The following is an 18,184-nucleotide window of genomic DNA, read 5'->3' as shown; positions in this document are numbered from 1 at the left end:
GTTGTTTTTCCTCCCTCCCTTGGGAGGGATGGGGAGGGGTCTTGTCTTGTTTTTCCCCTCCCATGTAGGGGAGGGGTCGGGGGTGGGGTCAGTGTTGTTCTAACTGCAAATGGAGATACAGACCCCACCCCCAGCCCCTCCCCTTGAAGGGAGGGGAGTGGCTACGTTGTCAACCAACTCCCTCCCCTTGGGAGGGATGGGGAGGGGTTCCTAATTCATACAACTCGCCACGCCGAGGCTAGTAGCGATTGCCGTGAGCACGGCGATGATGGTCTGCACAATAAATTTCCAAGTTTCAATTTTGTTTTTCATAGCAATAAAAAAAATTAATAGTTGAGAACTGAGAACTGAGAGGTGTTGCGCCTACGGTGCAAACTCAACGATGAGAGTAAAAGCGCCCCTCCCTACAGGGAGGGGAACGGGGGTGGGTCTGTTAGTCCTCATTCTCCTCATCCTCCTCCTCTTCCTCGCTGCTATACTTCTCCTGCTCTTTCAGTCGGATGCCGTTGAGCATGGATTTGATGCGGTGGTTGTCCACGATGCGCGTCTCGGGCTGGAAGAGGATGCGTACCGACTTGATGTTGTTGGCGGTGAAGTCCTTCGCTGTTTCGGCTCCTACGGTGTTGATAGTCACCTTGAAGGCACCGATGCCGTCGAGCACCACGCGACCACCCTGAATGAGCTTCTGGTTCATCACCTCGCTCAGCTCGCAGAGCACGGCCTTCACATCAGATTTCTTGACAGATGCGTTGCGCTGGATCTCGTCGGCCAGCTGGTCGGTGGTCACGTTCTCGCTCACCACGGCACGTGCGTACCACTTGCCAAACATCTTTGAGTTTTTCACTACGTTCTGATACTTTTTGAATCGCATAATTTGTGTGTGTTTTTTGATGGTTAATACTTCCGCCTTTGGGCGGTTTTTGTCTCGTCACTCTTGGCCTGCAGAAGTGGTGCTTTGGGGCCCTGATAGCGCCACTTCCATCTCTCAGCCGGCGTCCTTTGGCGGAGTGGGGGTGTGTGATGTTTTAATTCACGATGCAAAGATACAACACTGGTTTTGCGGTTTACGAATACTTTGGCAAGAAATCGAAAAAAAATATGGGGAGGGCAACTTTTCTAGGGTAGTACAAAAGCGCTGCACTGTTGCAGTGTTGCAGTTCTCGAAAGGGAGTGTATATACTCGAAAAATACTTCTATATTTATATATAAATATAGAGTTAAATTTTGATATATACAGTAGTTGTTTTTATAACTGCAACGCTGCAACGCTGCAACACGAGAGCTATCTTGAAACCTGAAACCAGCCACTTTGTGGCACGTGTAATCGTGAGGCATATTTGTGTCTTGTTTAACACTTTAACTGGTTGATTCTTATTATCCACCGTCCGTGAGGATAGTGGACTTTTTAATGTATGCGAAATTATGATTAAATAATGATAAAATAGTTGACTGGATTATTGCTATTCTCGGATTTATTTTGTATCTTTGCATGCCGTAATTATATAGAGGAAGAGAAAGTATGAGCGAAAATATAGAGAAGAGGGTAAATCCGTTTTTTGAGGACTATAAAACACCTCACGATGCGGTGCCTTTTGATCGTATCCGTCTGGAGGATTATGAAGAGGCCTTTATGGAGGGAATACGACGTGATAACGAGCAGATAGACAAGACCATCAACAACCCTGCCAAGCCGACCTTTGACAATACGATTATCAATGCCGAAGAAGAGCGTGAAGGCTATTACGATCTGTTGGATAGGGTATCGACCGTGTTCTTCAACCTGCTGAGCGCTGAGACCAACGACGAGATGGATGCGCTGGCACAGAAGATGCAGCCCATATTGACACAGCATGCCAACGATGTGCGACTGAATGAGCGATTGTTTGAACGTATAAAATATGTGCATCGCCATCACCGAAAACTGACACCTGAGGAAAAAAGATTGTTGGACTCTACATATGATGGCTTCGTGCGTAGTGGCGCACTGCTTGACAAGGCTGGTAAAGAACGTCTGCGTCAGTTGACCGAGGAGGCCTCGCTGTTGTCGCTCCAGTTCTCACAGAACCTGTTGAAGGAGAATAAAGCCTTTAAACTTGTTATCACGGACCCCGCCCAGTTGGACGGACTGCCACAGTCGGCCATTGATGCTGCTGCATTGGCATGGAAAGAGGAAAATCCTGAGGCTATGGGCGAGGGATGGGTGTTCACGTTGGATGGCCCTTCCTACCAGCCATTTATGACCTATAGCACCCAGCGCGACCTGCGTGAGCAGATGTATATGGCCTACAACACCAAGTGTATTCACGACAACGAGCAGAACAACCTGGATATCTGTAAACGACTGGTGAACCTGCGTCGCGAGATTGCGCAGCTGTTAGGCTATAAGACTTATGCCGACTATGTATTGAAACATCGCATGGCTGGCAATGTGAAGAGTGTTTATCGACTCTTGAACGATCTGGTGGATGCTTACAAGCCAACAGCCTTGGAAGAACGCGACGAACTGCATAAGCTCTTTGAACGTCAGACATCAAAGGTCAAAGGACAGAAGCTGACGATGGAGCCCTGGGATGCCGCCTTCTATTCGCACAAGCTGAAGCTGAAGAAGTACAACCTCGATGCAGAGATGCTGCGTCCTTACTTCCAGTTGGACAAGGTGATTGACGGTGTCTTCGGACTGGCTAATCGTCTGTATGGCATCACTTTCAAAGAGAATAAGGATATCCCTGTATATCACCCCGATGTGAAAGCCTATGAGGTGTTTGATAAAGACGGTTCCTATCTGGCCGTGTTCTATGCCGACTTCCATCCCCGCAAAGGTAAGCAGGGTGCAGCCTGGATGACTGAGTATCAGGGACAGTATATCGACCGCAAGGGCGTCAATGTGCGACCTCATGTGTCGGTGGTGATGAACCTCACCAAGCCCACGGCCGAGAAACCTGCATTGCTGACGCTCGGCGAGGTGGAGACCTTCCTGCATGAGTTTGGACACTCGTTGCACGGCATGTTTGCCAATACCCGATTCGAGAGCCTCAGTGGTACTAATGTGTGGTGGGATTTTGTCGAGTTGCCCTCGCAGTTTATGGAGAACTACGCTGTAGAGAAAGACTTCCTCAGCACCTTCGCTTATCACTACCAGACGGGCGAGCCTTTGCCCGACGAGTTGATACGCCGCATCGTAAAGAGTCGCAACTTTATGGCTGCTACAGCTTGTCTGCGACAGGTCAGTTTCGGTCTGCTGGATATGGCTTATTACACCAAAAAAGATGCCTTCGACGAGGATATCATTCCCTTCGAGAAGAAAGCCTGGAAGAAAGCAATCATTGGTCGCCAGCGCACAGATACATGCATGACGGTGCAGTTCTCGCATATCATGGCAGGCGGCTATGCTGCAGGATACTATAGTTATAAGTGGGCCGAGGTGCTCGATGCCGACGCCTTCGCCGTGTTTAAGCGCCACGGCATTTTCGATCAGAAAACGGCACAGAGCTTCCGCGATAACGTCCTGTCGAAGGGTGGAACGGAAGATCCAATGACGCTCTATAAACGCTTCCGTGGAGGCGAACCAACCATCAACGCACTATTAAAGAGAAATGGAATCAAACGACAAACAAAGTAAACTGGACTCGCGCTACCTGCGCATGGCCCGCATCTGGGCAGAGAATAGCTATTGTACACGCCGAAAGGTGGGTGCACTGGTGGTGAAAAACAAAATGATCATCAGTGATGGCTACAATGGCACACCTACGGGTTTTGAAAATGTGTGCGAGGACGAGAACAACGTATCGAAACCCTATGTGCTGCATGCCGAAGCCAATGCCATCACCAAGTTGGCTCGCTCGTCAAACAACAGCGATGGTGCTACCATCTACATCACCGCATCGCCCTGTATCGAGTGTGCTAAGCTGATCATCCAGGCCGGCATTAAACGTGTGGTTTATGGTGAGAAATACCGTCTGACGGATGGTATCGAACTGCTCGAACGTGCAGGCATCGAGGTAGTATATCTTGGCGATTAGAATAAACAAGACAATGAACAGCAAAAATCGTTTTTCGCCCTTATGGCTGGCGCTAAGTGCCGTGGTGGGTATCTTCATCGGCACATTCTATGCCAATCACTTTTCGGGCAATCGACTGAACATTATCAACTCGGGCAGCAATAAGCTGAGCAACCTGCTCTACATCATCGATGATCAGTATGTGGACACCATCGATATGGCTGACCTCGTTGAGAAGGCTATGCCCATCATCCTTAGTGAACTGGATCCTCATTCGGTCTATATCTCGGCTAAGGATGTGATGACGGCCAATGACGACCTGCGTGGTTCGTTCTCGGGGGTAGGCATTGAGTTCACCATTCGTAACGATACACTACGTGTACAGAATGTTGTGAAGGATGGTCCTTCTGAGCAGGCTGGCGTGCTGGCAGGCGATAAGATCGTCACGGTCAATGACGAGACTTTCACAGGTAGTATTCTGACCAACGAAGAAGCCATGCACCGCTTGAAAGGTCCTAAGGGCACGAAAGTGAAACTGGGCATTATGCGCTATGGTGAGAACAAACTGCGTCAGATTACCGTGACTCGTGGTGAGATACCGATGAAGAGCGTCACAGCAGCCTATATGTTGGACGACGAGACGGGATATGTGAAAATCAAGAACTTTGGCGAGAATACTTATCCGGAAATGCTCGTGGCACTGGCCGAACTATCGCAAGAGGGTTTCCAACAGTTGGTTATCGACTTGCGCGGTAACACGGGTGGTTATCTGCAGTCGGCTGTACAGATTGCCAACGAGTTCCTACCAAAGAATCGACTCATCGTCTATACGCAGGGACGTCGTTCGCCCCGTCAGGACTATCGCAGTGATGGTCGTGGCAGCTACCAGAACATGCCGCTGGTGGTTCTTATCGACGAAGGCTCTGCCTCGGCCAGCGAAATTCTGGCAGGTGCCATTCAGGACAACGACCGCGGTACCATCATTGGCCGACGCTCGTTTGGTAAAGGATTGGTGCAGCAGCCCGTAGAGTTTAACGATGGCTCGATGATGCGACTAACCATTGCTCGCTACTACTCACCCTCGGGTCGATGCATCCAGAAACCCTATACCAGTGGTATGGACAGAAACTATGAGGAAGACCTTATGATTCGCTATCAGCATGGTGAGTTCTTCTCGCAAGACAGTATCAAGCATGATGGTCCGGAGTATCATACCAAGAACGGTCGTGTGGTTTATGGTGGAGGCGGTATCACACCAGATATCTTCGTTCCTGAGGACACCACCCACTACACGTCGTACTATAAGGAGGCTACCATGTCGGGACTCATCCTGCAGTTCGGCTATGACTATACCGATGAGAACCGCGCTAAGTTGCGCGAATACGACGACGTGCTGTCGCTGGCAAAATTCCTGCGCCGACAAAATATCGTGGATAAGTTTGCGACCTATGCCGACAAACACGGATTGAAGCGCCGCAACCTGATGATTCAACGCTCGTTCAAACTGCTGGAACAGTTTGTTGAGAGCCGCATCATCTACAATATGCTTGACGAGGAGTCGTGGTTGAAATATCTCAACCAGAACGATCCCGCCATTCGCGAGACACTCCGCGTATTCAAGGAGGGAAGCGCCTTTCCAAAGGCTGAATAGGAAATGAATAGGTGATTAAAGTGGGGGCTTGGCATCCATTTTAATCACCTATTTTGTTTTCGCTAGAAAAGACTATAAGTTTCACTAATTACAAGTAATAGATAAGTAATGACTAAAACATTCATGTGGTGCGTGCTCTTCAGCATGGCACTATCCTTACCATCACAAGCGCGAAAGGCTTTACGCACCGTGAACATTGAAATCACACCGCAGCACGACTCGTCGTTCTGTGTTGGTAGTCATCCTGCAGTCGCCTTCAACTGGGACCATGCTCGTTCGCTGTTGACCATCGGAGAAAGCGCTGCACCAGTAGCTCCAGTGCGCTATTCCATCAGTTGGAAAGGACTGCCAGCCCAGGCTACGGTCCGTTATACGGGCGAACAGCAGTCGCTCCGGTTGTATGACTATATGCCTGCACGTGCCGAGTATTTCTCGTGGATTAACAATACCAACGAGGGTGCCGATGAGCAACAGACGTTGGTAAACCTCAACTATTTTCAGTGGTTGAAGAATACCTATGGCATGCAGCTGGATATCTACGCCTTCGACGCAGGCGCAGTTGACGGCAGTCGCTGGTATGGCACCATGGACAGTGAACGTTTCAAGACCCATTTCCCTCATAGCTTTGATGTCATTAACGAGAAGGCCAACCGCATGGGAACACGTATGGGGCTTTGGGGAGGTCCTGACGGTTTTGGACAGACACCAGCAACAGCTGAAGCTCGCAAACAGATGCTTGCAGACTTGTGTCGTAAGTACGGCTGGGCACTGTTTAAGTTTGATGCGGTCTGCGGTCCTTTGCAACCATCGCATGCTGCCGACTTTGCCGATATGTTAGGTCGTTGTCGCAGTTATTCGCCTGACCTCATCCTCTTGAACCACCGACTGGGACTGGCTGAGGCCGACAGCTACGCCACCACACAGTTGTGGGAAGGACGTGAGAGTTATACCGATGTGAACTCTACCAACTGGCAGACGGCTCCGCATCATCGTGCCGGGGCCATGAGTCGTACGTTGGTACCCGAACTGCGTCGCACGGTCGAGGATCATGGCGTCTGCCTGTCGTCGTGCCTCGATGGTTGGGACGATGAGTTGGTGCTCAGTGCCTTTGGCCGCAACTTGGTGTTGGCTCCTCAGATATATGGTAACCCCTGGCTCTTGCGTGACGAAGAACAGGCCCGCATGGCGCGCTTGTTTAATATCCATCGCCATTATGCACCCTTGATGAATACGGGTCTTATCCTACCCAGTCGTTATGGTGACTTTGCCGTGTCTCGTGGTAATGAGCAGTTGCGTGTCATCGTATTGCGCAACCTCGAGTGGACACCTCGCACCGTACAACTGAAGCTGGACGACGAGATGGGACTTACCAAGCATGGCAGAGTGACACTGATGGAGTATCATCCCAACGAACGCAAGATTGGCTCTTTTGCTTATGGCAGCACTGTCAAGGTCACAGTGCAGCCCTTCCGTGCACTATTGTTGGTGGCCACCACAAAGACAGCACGTCTGTTGCCAGTGAAGGAGCATCACTCAGACGTCAGTGTGAAAGCCTGTGGCGAGATGACTCCTACAGATGTACCTGCTGATGCAGATTGTCTTTACGAGTCGCTCATGTTTGCCTTGGACAACAATGCCCTGGAGGTTCGCTCACTGCAGCGTGCTGGACAGACGGCAGTACCGCAAGTGCAAGCAGCCCGCGATGCTTTCTTCCATCAGCCCACATTCGTTGAGCGTGGTATATGGGACGACTATCTCTTCGACGAGAACCCTTCAACAGGATTCTTCCCCAGCAGTTGCCAGGGCGATCAGCGTATCGCAGGCGGTTGCCTGCGTGTGGATTTAGGCAGTGACATCTATGTAGATAGTATAAGGCTTTATACCCCAAGCTATTTTGGTTTGCGCCCCATGCAGCCTTTCGAAGGACAGATGGCTGCGATATCGTCAGACCTGAACCTGTGGCAGGAACAGATGTTTCTGGCCGATACGTTGACCACACTCCCTGTACAGCGTAAGATGCGCTATCTGAAGGTTTATAACGCCCCACAGCAGTTAAGCGAAGTGGAAGTATATGCTGGTGGAAAGAAACTGGCGGCCACTGGTTTCAAGGCCAATAACCTCTTTGCGCCATCGTTCCACGCTGTCCGTGCCTGGACCTTGCAGGTGAAGGTGCCCCAGGTGGAGGGCGATGCCAAACTATGCGTGGCACTCGAAGGTCAGCATGGTGTAGAGGGTGCCTATGCCGTGGCACGTGTTGGCGAACATGTTGTGGCTGCCGGCGATCGTGCACCCAGTTATCCATCGAACACGTTCGAGAGCAACGTAGAGCGCAGGGATCGTAACTATACCTATTATATTAAGGTGACTCCCGAGATGGAGAATCAGCTGGTAGATGTCTTCGTGTTGGGCAATGAGGCATGTAGTGCCGACCTGAAGCCTACTGTCTATCTGTATCAAAAAAAATAGGAAGTTGACGTTCTATCAACTTCCCTTAGGTCTTTCGTAAAAAAGAAAATCAACGAAACTGTATGTCGGTAATCACTTGATTGCCGACATATTCGTTTAAACGTCGCACGTATTCCTGGCGGCGCATGGAAAGGTCAGCGCGTAGCGCTGGGATGCTTAGTCGCACCAGCAGCGTCTGGTTGTAGATACGTACATCGGTGGTGTAGCGAGCAATCATCTCGCCAGCCACAATAGGCCACGCCTCTATCAGTCGCTTCTGCAACAGAGGCGTCTCCAATCCCTGTTTGCGTATGTTGCGCAAAACCAAGTTCTTGAGCTCTTGTACGTCGCGTTTAAACATAAATGATGTCTTTTTATTTGGTTGTGATACTACCGTTTTCTACGTTGAAAAGCTGGTAGTCAAAGTGCCCCTGTGCCAGTATCTGGTCCAGGTGGTCGCGGTTGGTGTCGGTGATAAAAATCTGTCCAAACTGTTCGCCAGACACAAGTCTGATAATCTGTTCCACGCGTTGTGCGTCCAGCTTGTCGAAGATGTCGTCCAGCAGTAGGATGGGTGTGGTGCGCGCGTTGGTCTGTTTCAGGAAGTTGAACTGAGCCAGCTTTAGTGCTATGACAAACGTTTTGAGCTGTCCCTGTGAACCTTCTCGGCGCATGGGATGACCATCCAGCAAGATCTCGAGGTCGTCGCGATGGATGCCGTGCAGTGAATAACCCACAGCACGATCCTTCATGCGGTCGCGCTGGATTACCTCGAGCAGCGGTCCCCGTTGACAGTGAGACGTATAACTGAGTGACACCTGTTCGCGCCCGTCTGAAATCATGTTGTAGAACTGTTGAAACATGGGCACCAACTGTTCTACAAATGCTTGTCGTTTGTGAAAGATGTTTTCACCTTCGTGCGCCATCTGCTCTTCCCACAGCGAGAGTAGGGCAGGGTCGGGCTCTTGGTCTTCCATCTTCAGCATGGCATTGCGCTGCATCAGTGCCTTGTTATAGCGGTTGAGCGATTCTATGTATGTGCGGTCCAACTGCGCAATCACTTGATCCATCAGTCGGCGGCGCTCCTCGCTGCCTCCTTCAATCAGCAACGCATCGGCAGGAGATACCAGCACAATGGGAATCAGTCCGATGTGTTCTGATAGTCGCTGATAAGCTTTTTTGTCGCGTTTAAACACCTTCTTGGTGCCACGTTTCATGCCGCAGGAGATGTTGAAGTCGGTATAACGTCCTTCCAACAGAAAGAAGTCCTTGTCGTGCTGAATAGCCAGCGAGTCCTGCACCGACTGTGCTGAGTGGCAGAACGACAGAAAATAGATGGCGTCGAGCACATTGGTCTTTCCTGCACCGTTGTGACCAATGAAACAATTGAATTTAGGAGAGAGCTTTAAATCGGCTCCCTCGATGTTTTTATAATTAATAATGGATAAACGCTCCAGAATCATGCTTTTTCTGTCTTTTTCAGTGCAAAGTTACTGCTTTTCAGACTTAAAAAAGAAAAAAACAGGAAATAAATTTCACCATGTGCAATAATTTCATTATCTTTGCGCCCGCAAAAGTTGTGCGAACATAAAATAAAAATAATATAAAAATGGCAGAAAATAACAACAACGGTGCTTCTGAAATCAAGGAGACACTGAATCAGAGTGAGGCATTCATCCTCAAGTACAAGAAAGCAATTATTTGCGGTGTTAGCGTAGCTGTCGTAGCTGTATTGGCTTGTCTGTTGTGGAATAACTATAGCGACAAGCAGCAGGTGAAGGCCAGCACCGAGATGGCTAAGGCCCAGGAGTATTATGGCATGGCTGTTCAGGGCGATATGCCTGATCTGTTCAAGATGGCTCTCGAGGGCGACAGCCTGGGTCACGCTGGTTTCAAGACCATCGCTGACGAGTACAGTTCTACAAAGGCTGGTAACCTGGCTAACCTCTATGCCGGTATTTGCTGCGCCCGTCTGGGTCAGCTTGATGAGGCTGCTGAATACTTTGATGAGTTCGACAGTGAAGACGACCAGATGATTTCTCCTTCAGCTAAGGCTGCAGTGGGCAACATCGAGGCTAGTCAGAACAATCTGGACGATGCTGTAAAGACATTGGTTAAGGCTGCTGACATGGCAGACAACAACACACTGTCTCCTGGTTTCCTGATTCAGGCTGGTGAGATCCTGGAGAGCCAGGGTAAGAAGGCCGAGGCTCTGGAGCTCTATCAGCGCATCAAGGACAATTACTATCAGTGGGTGAAGTATAGCACCATCGATGCATACATCGAGCGTGTTAAAGAGTAAATATACATATTAGAATTAAAGACGATGGCTACAGCTCTGCATAATTTGAGCGACTACGACTTCAATGCTGTTCCCGATGCCTCAAACATGATTTTTGGTATCGTGGTGGCAGAGTGGAATCCCGAGATCACGGGTGCCCTTCTCGAAGGTTGCGTGAAAACACTCGAGAAGCATGGCGCACTGACCGAGAATATCCACGTGAAGACTGTTCCAGGTTCGTTTGAACTGATCTATGGCGCACACCAGATGACGCTCAATGATGGTTACGATGCTGTCATTATCTTGGGCAGTGTGATTCGTGGTGAGACACCCCACTTCGACTATATCTGTCAGGGTGTGACAGCAGGTATCGCTCGCCTGAATGCCACAAGCAATATTCCCGTTGTCTATGGTCTGCTGACCACCAACGACCTACAGCAGGCGCTGGATCGCGCTGGCGGCAAGTTGGGCAATAAGGGCGATGAATGTGCTGTGGTTGCCATAAAGATGGCAAAGTTCTAATTCTTGAATGTCTAGTATAATGGCAGTCCCGCGTCAGCGGTGCTGCCATTTTTTTTGTCTCTTTCATTGCTGTTTTCATAAATAATGCTTACCTTTGCATAACTTTAATTATTAAACCAATCATTTTATGAAAGCTAAAACTATTCTTGCGGCTCTACTTCTTGCAGCCTCTTCATCGTCAATGGCTGCCGAGACAGCTGATACTATTGTGGCAGACAACGTAGAGAAAGTAACCATTGTGACTCGCGATAACTCTAAGAAATTAATTGTCCGCGACACGATAGAAATTAACAATAAGGCATGGTGCGGAATACATGTTAATCAGTGGAAAAACAACAAGGCAAAGAGAGGTGAGGTGAACACCGAACCTTATTTTCAGATAGGTCTGAACACGATGCTCGACACCGATATGGGTTCGTTTAATCTGTGGCCCTCTTTTGATTTGGCACTGGGTGTAAAGACCAATTGGCATCCCTTTGGTGCCAAGAACGCATGGAGTTTAGGTGTGGGCATCGATTGGCGCAACTATCGCATGTCGCCCAACGATGGCTGGTGGCTGAAAGATGCTGAAGGCATCATGGGACTGTCTGCTTTCCCCATCAATGCTTCTGATAGAAAAGTGGCTCTGCACGTTACCAGTGTTCAGGTGCCAGTGCTCTATACGCACTATTTCGGTTGTGAAGAAAAGTGCTATGTCACGCTGGGTGGCATCGTGAACTTCAACTTCTGGGCGCATGCCAATCGCCAGTATGAACTGGGCGAGGAGGAGTATGATATCAATACGAAATCCATCGGGCAGCGTCCTGTCACCATCGATGCATTCATGCAGGTGCACGCTCCCCATCTGCCATCTGTCTATTGTAAGTATTCGCCTATGTCGTTCTTTAAGAAGAGCCAGGCTCCCAAGATGCATCAGTTTACTATTGGTATAGCTTTCTAAACATGAAATTTGTTAGTTGGAACGTAAATGGACTGAGGGCTTGCGCAGGCAAGGGCTTCAGTGAAATCTTTCGCGAGTTGGATGCCGACTTCTTCTGTCTTCAGGAGACAAAGATGCAGGCCGGACAGTTGGATCTGCAGTTTGAGGGCTATCAGTCCTTTTGGAACTATGCCGATAAGAAAGGCTATTCTGGTACGGCTATCTATACAAAGCACCAGCCTCAGAGTGTGACCATGGGCATCGGCGTCGATGAGCACGATCACGAGGGTCGTGTTATCACTCTTGAGATGCCCGAGTTCTTTTTGGTGTGCTGCTATACGCCCAATTCGCAAGACGGATTGAAACGCCTGGACTACCGCATGTCGTGGGAAGACCAGTTCCGTCAGTACCTGAAACGACTCGACGAACAGAAGCCTGTCATTCTTTGTGGCGACCTCAATGTGGCTCATCAGGAGATTGACCTGAAGAACCCCAAGACCAACCATATGAATCCTGGATTCACCGACGAGGAGCGTGGCAAGTTCAGTGAGTTGTTGGCTTCAGGCTTCATCGATACCTTCCGTTGGAAATATCCGGAAGAGGTCGTGTACTCGTGGTGGTCTTATCGCTTCCAGGCACGTCAGAAGAACGTGGGGTGGCGCATTGACTATTTTGTTGCTTCCGAGCGGTTGTCATCCCAGATTGAAGATGCAAAGATTCACACCGACGTGATGGGTAGCGACCATTGTCCAGTGGAACTGATACTAAAATAACAACCATAATGAACAAACTGCTATTGTCTGCATGTCTGTGGCTAATGGCCATGGGCAGTTATGCTTCTGATTTTGGAAAACCCGTCACGTGGGACCGTCATAGTCTCATAGTCGATGGTCGTCGTGTCTGTCCCGTAATGGGCGAGATACACTATTCGCGTGTGCCTGCCGAAGAGTGGCAGCGCGAGGTGCACTTGATGAAAGAGGGTGGCGTCACCATGATTGCCACCTATGTGTTCTGGAACCACGTAGAAGAGCAGGAAGGCATCTTCCGTTGGGATGGTCAGCGCAATCTGCGTCGTTTCCTCGAGGTATGTAAAAAGGAAGATATGCCCGTGGTTCTGCGCCTGGGTCCGTTCTGTCATGGTGAGGTACGCAACGGTGGCATTCCCGATTGGATATTCTCAAAGGGCTGCAAGGTGCGCCAGCAGAATCCCACCTTCTTATCTTATGTAGAGCGTCTCTACCGTCAGATCTTTACTCAGGTTCAAGGTCTGCAATGGAAAGATGGTGGTCCGGTGGTAGCAGCTCAGTTTGATAATGAGTATCGCGGTCGCGGTGAGTATCTGATGGCGCTGAAGCAGATGGCCCTTCAGATTGGCTACGACCTGCCTTTCTATACACGTACTGGTTGGCCCGAACTGGCCACGCCGGTGCCCTTTGGCGAGATGATTCCCCTCTATGGCGACTATGCCGACGGTTTCTGGGAGCGCTCACTTCAAGAGTCGGTGGGCAGTTATTACAAGGCATTCAACTTTAAACAAGGTGTCAAGCCTGCCACAGCGATGGGCGAGTCGCCATCAGCCTCTTCCGATGGCCCCGCCGCTTCCTCTACTACTGCCGACAATGGCACTTATCCTTACTTTACTTGTGAGTTGGGTGGCGGTATGGCTACCGCCTATCATCGTCGTCCGTATGTCTATACCGAGGATGCCTATGCCATGGCGCTCGTGAAGTTGGGCTCAGGTTCAAACCTGTTGGGCTACTATATGTATCATGGTGGAACCAATCCTGAAGGCATCACAACGCTGAACGAGAACCAGCGCACGCCAGCCACCAACTATAACGATATGCCGGTGAAGAACTACGACTTTCAGGCCCCGATAGGCGAGTTCGGACAGACCAATCCTCACTTCTACGCATTGCGTCCCCTTCATTTGTTCATGCACGACTATGGTCAGCAGCTAGCAACAATGGAACCCTCGTTTCCCGTGAGTCAAGACCTGAAGAAAGGCGACGACAGACAGTTGCGCTGGTCGGTGAGAAGTCAGCATGGCAGCGGCTTCATCTTCGTCAACAACTACGAACGTCTGCAGCACCTGTCTGCCAAGCGTGGCGTTCGCCTCGAAGCTTGCGGTGTTCGTTTGCCAAAGCTCACCATTCCTGCTGGTGCTATGGCCATCTTCCCTGTCAATATCGATGGCATCCGTTATGCCACAGCCCAGCTGGTGGCCCAGCGCGATGGCAAGATCTACCTCATGCAGATTCCCGGCATCCCCACAACCATTTGTATGCAGAACGGCAAGGTGTTGAAAAACGTGAAGGCGAAAGGAACGGAGACACCCATCCATCAGAATCTTTATCTGCTGAGCCAGCAAGAGGCCGAGCATCTGTTCCTCGACGAACGTGTTCATACATACATCTACTACCTAGCCACCTGCGAGAAAGTACGTGAGGCAGGTCCTCTGCGACAAATCACCATTGGTGCCCAGAAAGTGGCTGAGGCCCCCACCGAAGCCGATTGGCAGCAGGCTGCTATCTATCGTATCGATCTGCCTTTCCTTCAGGATGCGCACCCCATAGGCCAACAGTTGCTGACAATCAATTATCAAGGCGATTGTGCTCGTCTCTATGCCGATGGCAAGTTGATAGCAGACCACTTCCAGTATGGTCGTCCGTTCCTCTACGGACTATGGCGCCTACCCAAGGGTTGTTGCACCCTGGAACTCCGCATACTGCCACTTCAGAGTGGTGCTCCCATCTATCTTCCTCGCGAAGCCGATCCCACTCCAGGCGAAAGTGTGAAGTCAGTAAAAGTCAGTCCTTTATAGGGCTGACTTTTTTGTTTGCGGTCTGTCAAAACCAAAATAATCTTTCAGAAACAGCGCTTATCTCGCAAATTATTTGTAATTTTGCCGCTTGAAATAGTAACCGTAAAAATATTCAGGAATGGCACAAGAATTAAACAAAGACTATCGGCATGTGTTGCCCATTCAAATCCGATTCAATGATGTAGATAAGTTCGGTCATGTCAACAACACCATCTATTTCCAGTTCTATGATACTGCAAAGACCGAGTATTTTGCCAGTGTCTGTAAGAATGTAGATTGGGAGCGTGTGGCCATCGTGGTTGTCAAGATCGAGTCAGAGTTCTTCTCGCAGATCAAGGGTGCCGACCATATTGCCGCCCGTACGCGCGCTTTGAAGGTGGGCAACAAGAGTCTGCATCTGGAACAGGATATTATTGATGTTGATACAAACGAGATAAAATGTCGCTGTTTCTCCATCATGGTGCTCTATGATTTGGTGAACCATCAGTCCATGGCTTTCCCCGACAACTGGCGACGCGACATCTATCAGTACGAAGGCATTGAATAGTCGTCTGTCTAAAGATATGTATGGTCCGAAAGGAATTCACGCCTTTTCGGACCATTTTTTTTGTTTTTCGCCGATTTATTCGTAACTTTGGCGCGTAAAACTAAAACTAATCAGTAAATATGAAACGAATCAGTTTCCTGTTGATGGCAGTCATTGCTACTTTAACCATTCATGCCCAACAGGTCATCTCGCTTGCAGGCGCCTGGGACTTTGCCATGGGCGACACCCCTCAGTATGACGATTATGTGATGTTGCCCGGCTCTATGCTGACTAACGAAAAAGGTCATCGTGTGTCGGTGCATACCCAATGGACGAGTTCACTCTACGACTCTTCCTATTACTTCAATCCTTATATGGCGAAATATCGCCAGGAAGGCGACATGAAATTCCCGTTCTTCCTGACTCCCAATCGCCACTATGTGGGTAATGCCTGGTATCGTAAGCAGGTCTATGTGCCCCGCTCGTGGAGCAATCAGCGCATCACGCTGTTTCTGGAGCGTCCCCATATCGAGACCACGGTCTATGTCAACGGTAAGGAGGTGGGCCACCAGATGTCGCTGTCGGTGCCCCATCGCTATGATGTCACCAAGTATATCACCTTTGGTGGCAAGAACGAGATTGCCGTCAAGGTGTATAATGGTATCGAGAATGTATGTGTGGGCCAGGACTCCCATTCCGTGACCGACCAGACCCAAGGCAACTGGAACGGCATAGCCGGTAGGATAGAGCTACAGGCTCAGTGGAAGAAGCTGAACATCAAACACGTACGCATCGTCCCCAATGTGGCCGAACGCTCGGCTCAGATTGAGGTCGAGCTGGAGAACCACACCGATGGTGTCCGCGTGCTGCCCAAGTGGGAGTATGATGTCAATGTAGAGGTGAGCAGCATGACCGGCCGTCATTACCAAACCACGATGAGCAAAGAGGCACTGGGCAACAAGAAAGTGTTCAAGGTCAAACTGGGTAGCAATGCCCAGTTGTGGGACGAGTTCCATCCCCACCTCTATCAGCTCACCATCGAGGCCGGCGAGGATATCTACCAGACCACTTTCGGTCTGCGTGAGATTACCACCCGCCAGCGCCAGCTCTTTATCAACGGTCGTCCGCTGTTCCTGCGTGGCACGGTAGAGAACTGCTGTTTCCCCGAAACCGGTTATCCACCCACAGACGAGGCCGAGTGGTTGCGCATCTTCAAGAAGTGCAAGGAGTATGGCCTCAATCATGTACGCTTCCATTCCTATTGTCCTCCCGAAGCAGCCTTCGCCGCTGCCGATAAACTGGGCATCTATCTTCAGCCCGAGGGTCCCACCTGGCCCAACCACGGTGTGAAGCTGCGTCGTGGCATGGCTATCGACAAGTATCTGATGGACGAGTCCAAGCGCATCATCGATGAGTATGGTCATCATCCCTCGTTTGTGATGATGGCAGCAGGCAACGAGCCCGCCGGCGACTGGGTGAGCTATTGCAACGATTGGGTGAAGGAGATGCGCAAGTACGATGCCACCAAACTCTATGCAGGCGCCTCTGTTGGTGGTGGATGGGCATGGGATTCTGAGTCCGACTACCACGTGAAGGGTGGGGCACGTGGTCTCAATTGGGACAAGAAGGCACCGCAGTCGGCCGATGACTACTTCGATGGCATCCTCTATCCCCGCAACTACAAGGGCGACACGCCCAATGAAAGTCCTATCGTGACCCACGAGAAGGGCCAGTGGTGTGCCTTCCCCGACTTTGGCGAAGTGACTCAATACACGGGTGCCTATCATCCTGGCAACTTCGAAATCTTCCGTGATCTGTTGCGCGACAATGGCATGGAGCAGATGGATCGTAAGTTCCTTATGGCTAGTGGAAAGTTGCAGACACTCTGCTATAAGTACGAGATAGAGCGCAACCTCCGTACAAAAGACTATGCCGGTTTCCAACTGTTGGGCCTCAACGACTACAGCGGACAAGGCACCGCACTCGTTGGTGTGCTGAATGTCTTCTGGCGCGAGAAAGGCTATTGCACCGCTCGCGACTGGACGCAGTTCTGCAATGCCATAGTTCCCTTGGCCCGATTCCCTCAGTTTGTCTATACCACGGCCGATACGCTGCGCGTTCCTGTAGAAGCCTATAATGCCACCTTCGCCACGCTGACCGACGTCAATGCCACCTATTCTATCTATCAGAGTGATAGTGCCAGTGTGGTGGCAAGCGGACGATTAAGCGAATTGACGTCCCTTCCTGTAGGCAAAAACTACGCGTTGGGCACTGTCGCTTTGCCTCTTGCCGATGTGCAGGCGCCGGCCAAGCTGACCCTCGAGGTACAACTGTCTCCTTCCTACAAGAACCATTGGGACTTCTGGGTTTATCCAGAGAGCGCCGCCACCGATGCAGGCACAGTCTATATCGCCGATTCTCTGGATGCCAAAGCACAGAAGGTGTTGCGCAAAGGTGGTGTGGTGCTGCTGACGGCTGCAGGCAAGGTGACACTGGGCAGCGATGTGAAGCAGAGCTACCTGCCAGTGTTCTGGAACACCTCGTGGTTTAAGATGCGTCCGCCACACACCACCGGTGCCTATATCGACACCACACACCCGTTGTTCAAATACGGTTTCCCCACCGACGACTGGTCGAACCTCAACTGGTGGGAGCTCCTCAACAAGGCGCAGGTGATGAACCTGATGGAGTTGCCACGCAACTATCAGTCGCCCATCCAGCCCATCGACACGTGGCATGTGTCGCGCAAGCTGGGCATGTTGGTCGAAGCAAAGGTCGGAAAAGGACGATTGCTGATGACAACCATGGACATCAGCAATCGTCTGGAGAATCGTCCTGTGGCTCGTCAGATGCGCCAGGCAATCCTTTCATATATGCAAAGTGATGATTTCCGTCCGTCTTTGGAACTCGATACGCAAACCATCCTCGACTTCTACAGCAAGCAGGCTCCAGCTGTCAACATGTTCACCAACGACTCACCCGACGAGTTGAAACCTAAGTTGAAGTAGAAGTCTCGGC

Annotated in this window: 15 protein-coding genes; 11 read left to right on the top strand and 4 right to left on the bottom strand. The window is 50.4% G+C overall.

Features of this window, described 5'->3' with window-relative positions:
• Positions 1-210 precede the first annotated feature (210 nt).
• Positions 211-312: a smalltalk protein gene (locus tag T496_RS14905; RefSeq protein ID WP_155808454.1), complete on the bottom strand. Its 102-nt coding sequence runs from the start codon at positions 310-312 to the stop codon at positions 211-213.
• 121 nt (positions 313-433) lie between these two features.
• Positions 434-871, bottom strand: a complete 438-nt coding sequence (locus T496_RS0107220) for an HU family DNA-binding protein (RefSeq protein WP_044110806.1) — start codon at positions 869-871, stop codon at positions 434-436.
• 648 nt (positions 872-1,519) lie between these two features.
• On the opposite strand from T496_RS0107220, the gene T496_RS0107210 reads away from it, so the two are divergent.
• From T496_RS0107210 to T496_RS0107195, 4 genes are all read left to right on the top strand, one after another.
• Entirely contained in the window at positions 1,520-3,619 is a 2,100-nt protein-coding gene (locus tag T496_RS0107210) for a M3 family metallopeptidase (RefSeq protein ID WP_027450160.1), read from the top strand.
• Positions 3,594-4,019, top strand: coding sequence for a dCMP deaminase family protein (locus T496_RS0107205; RefSeq protein WP_027450159.1), 426 nt, complete (start codon positions 3,594-3,596; stop codon positions 4,017-4,019). The genes T496_RS0107210 and T496_RS0107205 overlap by 26 nt, the downstream gene beginning before the upstream one ends.
• A gap of 13 nt (positions 4,020-4,032) precedes the next feature.
• Positions 4,033-5,649 carry a S41 family peptidase gene (locus T496_RS13665; protein ID WP_081778455.1) on the top strand — a complete coding sequence of 539 codons (1,617 nt, stop codon included), beginning with the start codon at positions 4,033-4,035 and terminating at the stop codon, positions 5,647-5,649.
• 108 nt (positions 5,650-5,757) lie between these two features.
• Positions 5,758-8,115, top strand: coding sequence for a hypothetical protein (locus T496_RS0107195; protein WP_155808746.1), 2,358 nt, complete (start codon positions 5,758-5,760; stop codon positions 8,113-8,115).
• A 49-nt stretch (positions 8,116-8,164) separates the two neighbouring features.
• Here the strand turns inward: T496_RS0107195 and T496_RS0107190 are convergent, their stop codons facing one another.
• Together T496_RS0107190 and recF are read right to left on the bottom strand one after the other, a co-directional pair.
• Entirely contained in the window at positions 8,165-8,455 is a 291-nt protein-coding gene (locus T496_RS0107190; protein WP_027450157.1) for a DciA family protein, read from the bottom strand.
• A gap of 13 nt (positions 8,456-8,468) precedes the next feature.
• Positions 8,469-9,557, bottom strand: coding sequence for a DNA replication/repair protein RecF (recF, locus tag T496_RS0107185; protein WP_027450156.1), 1,089 nt, complete (start codon positions 9,555-9,557; stop codon positions 8,469-8,471).
• A 146-nt stretch (positions 9,558-9,703) separates the two neighbouring features.
• Between recF and T496_RS0107180 the strand changes: the two genes are divergently transcribed.
• From T496_RS0107180 to T496_RS0107150, 7 genes are all read left to right on the top strand, one after another.
• Positions 9,704-10,396, top strand: coding sequence for a tetratricopeptide repeat protein (locus tag T496_RS0107180; RefSeq protein WP_027450155.1), 693 nt, complete (start codon positions 9,704-9,706; stop codon positions 10,394-10,396).
• A 24-nt stretch (positions 10,397-10,420) separates the two neighbouring features.
• Positions 10,421-10,897, top strand: a complete 477-nt coding sequence (ribH, locus tag T496_RS0107175; protein WP_027450154.1) for a 6,7-dimethyl-8-ribityllumazine synthase — start codon at positions 10,421-10,423, stop codon at positions 10,895-10,897.
• Positions 10,898-11,024: 127 nt separating this feature from the next.
• On the top strand, positions 11,025-11,837 hold the full coding sequence (locus T496_RS0107170) for a hypothetical protein (RefSeq protein ID WP_155808744.1): 813 nt from the start codon (positions 11,025-11,027) through the stop codon (positions 11,835-11,837).
• A 2-nt stretch (positions 11,838-11,839) separates the two neighbouring features.
• Complete coding sequence (locus T496_RS0107165; RefSeq protein ID WP_027450152.1) at positions 11,840-12,589, top strand: exodeoxyribonuclease III; 750 nt, start codon at positions 11,840-11,842, stop codon at positions 12,587-12,589.
• 8 nt (positions 12,590-12,597) lie between these two features.
• Entirely contained in the window at positions 12,598-14,640 is a 2,043-nt protein-coding gene (locus T496_RS0107160; protein ID WP_044110798.1) for a beta-galactosidase, read from the top strand.
• Positions 14,641-14,758: 118 nt separating this feature from the next.
• Positions 14,759-15,187, top strand: coding sequence for an acyl-CoA thioesterase (locus T496_RS0107155; RefSeq protein ID WP_027450150.1), 429 nt, complete (start codon positions 14,759-14,761; stop codon positions 15,185-15,187).
• A gap of 119 nt (positions 15,188-15,306) precedes the next feature.
• Entirely contained in the window at positions 15,307-18,174 is a 2,868-nt protein-coding gene (locus T496_RS0107150; protein WP_027450149.1) for a sugar-binding domain-containing protein, read from the top strand.
• Positions 18,175-18,184 lie beyond the last annotated feature (10 nt).

This window comes from Xylanibacter brevis P6B11, from assembly GCF_000621825.1.
GTDB classification, from domain to species: Bacteria; Bacteroidota; Bacteroidia; order Bacteroidales; family Bacteroidaceae; genus Prevotella; species Prevotella brevis.
The sequence above is the reverse complement of the archived record's forward strand: the minus strand, read 5'-3'. Positions and strand labels throughout refer to the sequence as shown.

Coding starts and splice junctions, on each gene's coding strand:
- T496_RS14905 (WP_155808454.1), bottom strand. CDS start 312: ATGAAAAACAAAATTGAAACTTGGAAATTTATTGTGCAGACCATCATC.
- T496_RS0107220 (WP_044110806.1), bottom strand. CDS start 871: ATGCGATTCAAAAAGTATCAGAACGTAGTGAAAAACTCAAAGATGTTT.
- T496_RS0107210 (WP_027450160.1), top strand. CDS start 1,520: ATGAGCGAAAATATAGAGAAGAGGGTAAATCCGTTTTTTGAGGACTAT.
- T496_RS0107205 (WP_027450159.1), top strand. CDS start 3,594: ATGGAATCAAACGACAAACAAAGTAAACTGGACTCGCGCTACCTGCGC.
- T496_RS13665 (WP_081778455.1), top strand. CDS start 4,033: ATGAACAGCAAAAATCGTTTTTCGCCCTTATGGCTGGCGCTAAGTGCC.
- T496_RS0107195 (WP_155808746.1), top strand. CDS start 5,758: ATGACTAAAACATTCATGTGGTGCGTGCTCTTCAGCATGGCACTATCC.
- T496_RS0107190 (WP_027450157.1), bottom strand. CDS start 8,455: ATGTTTAAACGCGACGTACAAGAGCTCAAGAACTTGGTTTTGCGCAAC.
- recF (WP_027450156.1), bottom strand. CDS start 9,557: ATGATTCTGGAGCGTTTATCCATTATTAATTATAAAAACATCGAGGGA.
- T496_RS0107180 (WP_027450155.1), top strand. CDS start 9,704: ATGGCAGAAAATAACAACAACGGTGCTTCTGAAATCAAGGAGACACTG.
- ribH (WP_027450154.1), top strand. CDS start 10,421: ATGGCTACAGCTCTGCATAATTTGAGCGACTACGACTTCAATGCTGTT.
- T496_RS0107170 (WP_155808744.1), top strand. CDS start 11,025: ATGAAAGCTAAAACTATTCTTGCGGCTCTACTTCTTGCAGCCTCTTCA.
- T496_RS0107165 (WP_027450152.1), top strand. CDS start 11,840: ATGAAATTTGTTAGTTGGAACGTAAATGGACTGAGGGCTTGCGCAGGC.
- T496_RS0107160 (WP_044110798.1), top strand. CDS start 12,598: ATGAACAAACTGCTATTGTCTGCATGTCTGTGGCTAATGGCCATGGGC.
- T496_RS0107155 (WP_027450150.1), top strand. CDS start 14,759: ATGGCACAAGAATTAAACAAAGACTATCGGCATGTGTTGCCCATTCAA.
- T496_RS0107150 (WP_027450149.1), top strand. CDS start 15,307: ATGAAACGAATCAGTTTCCTGTTGATGGCAGTCATTGCTACTTTAACC.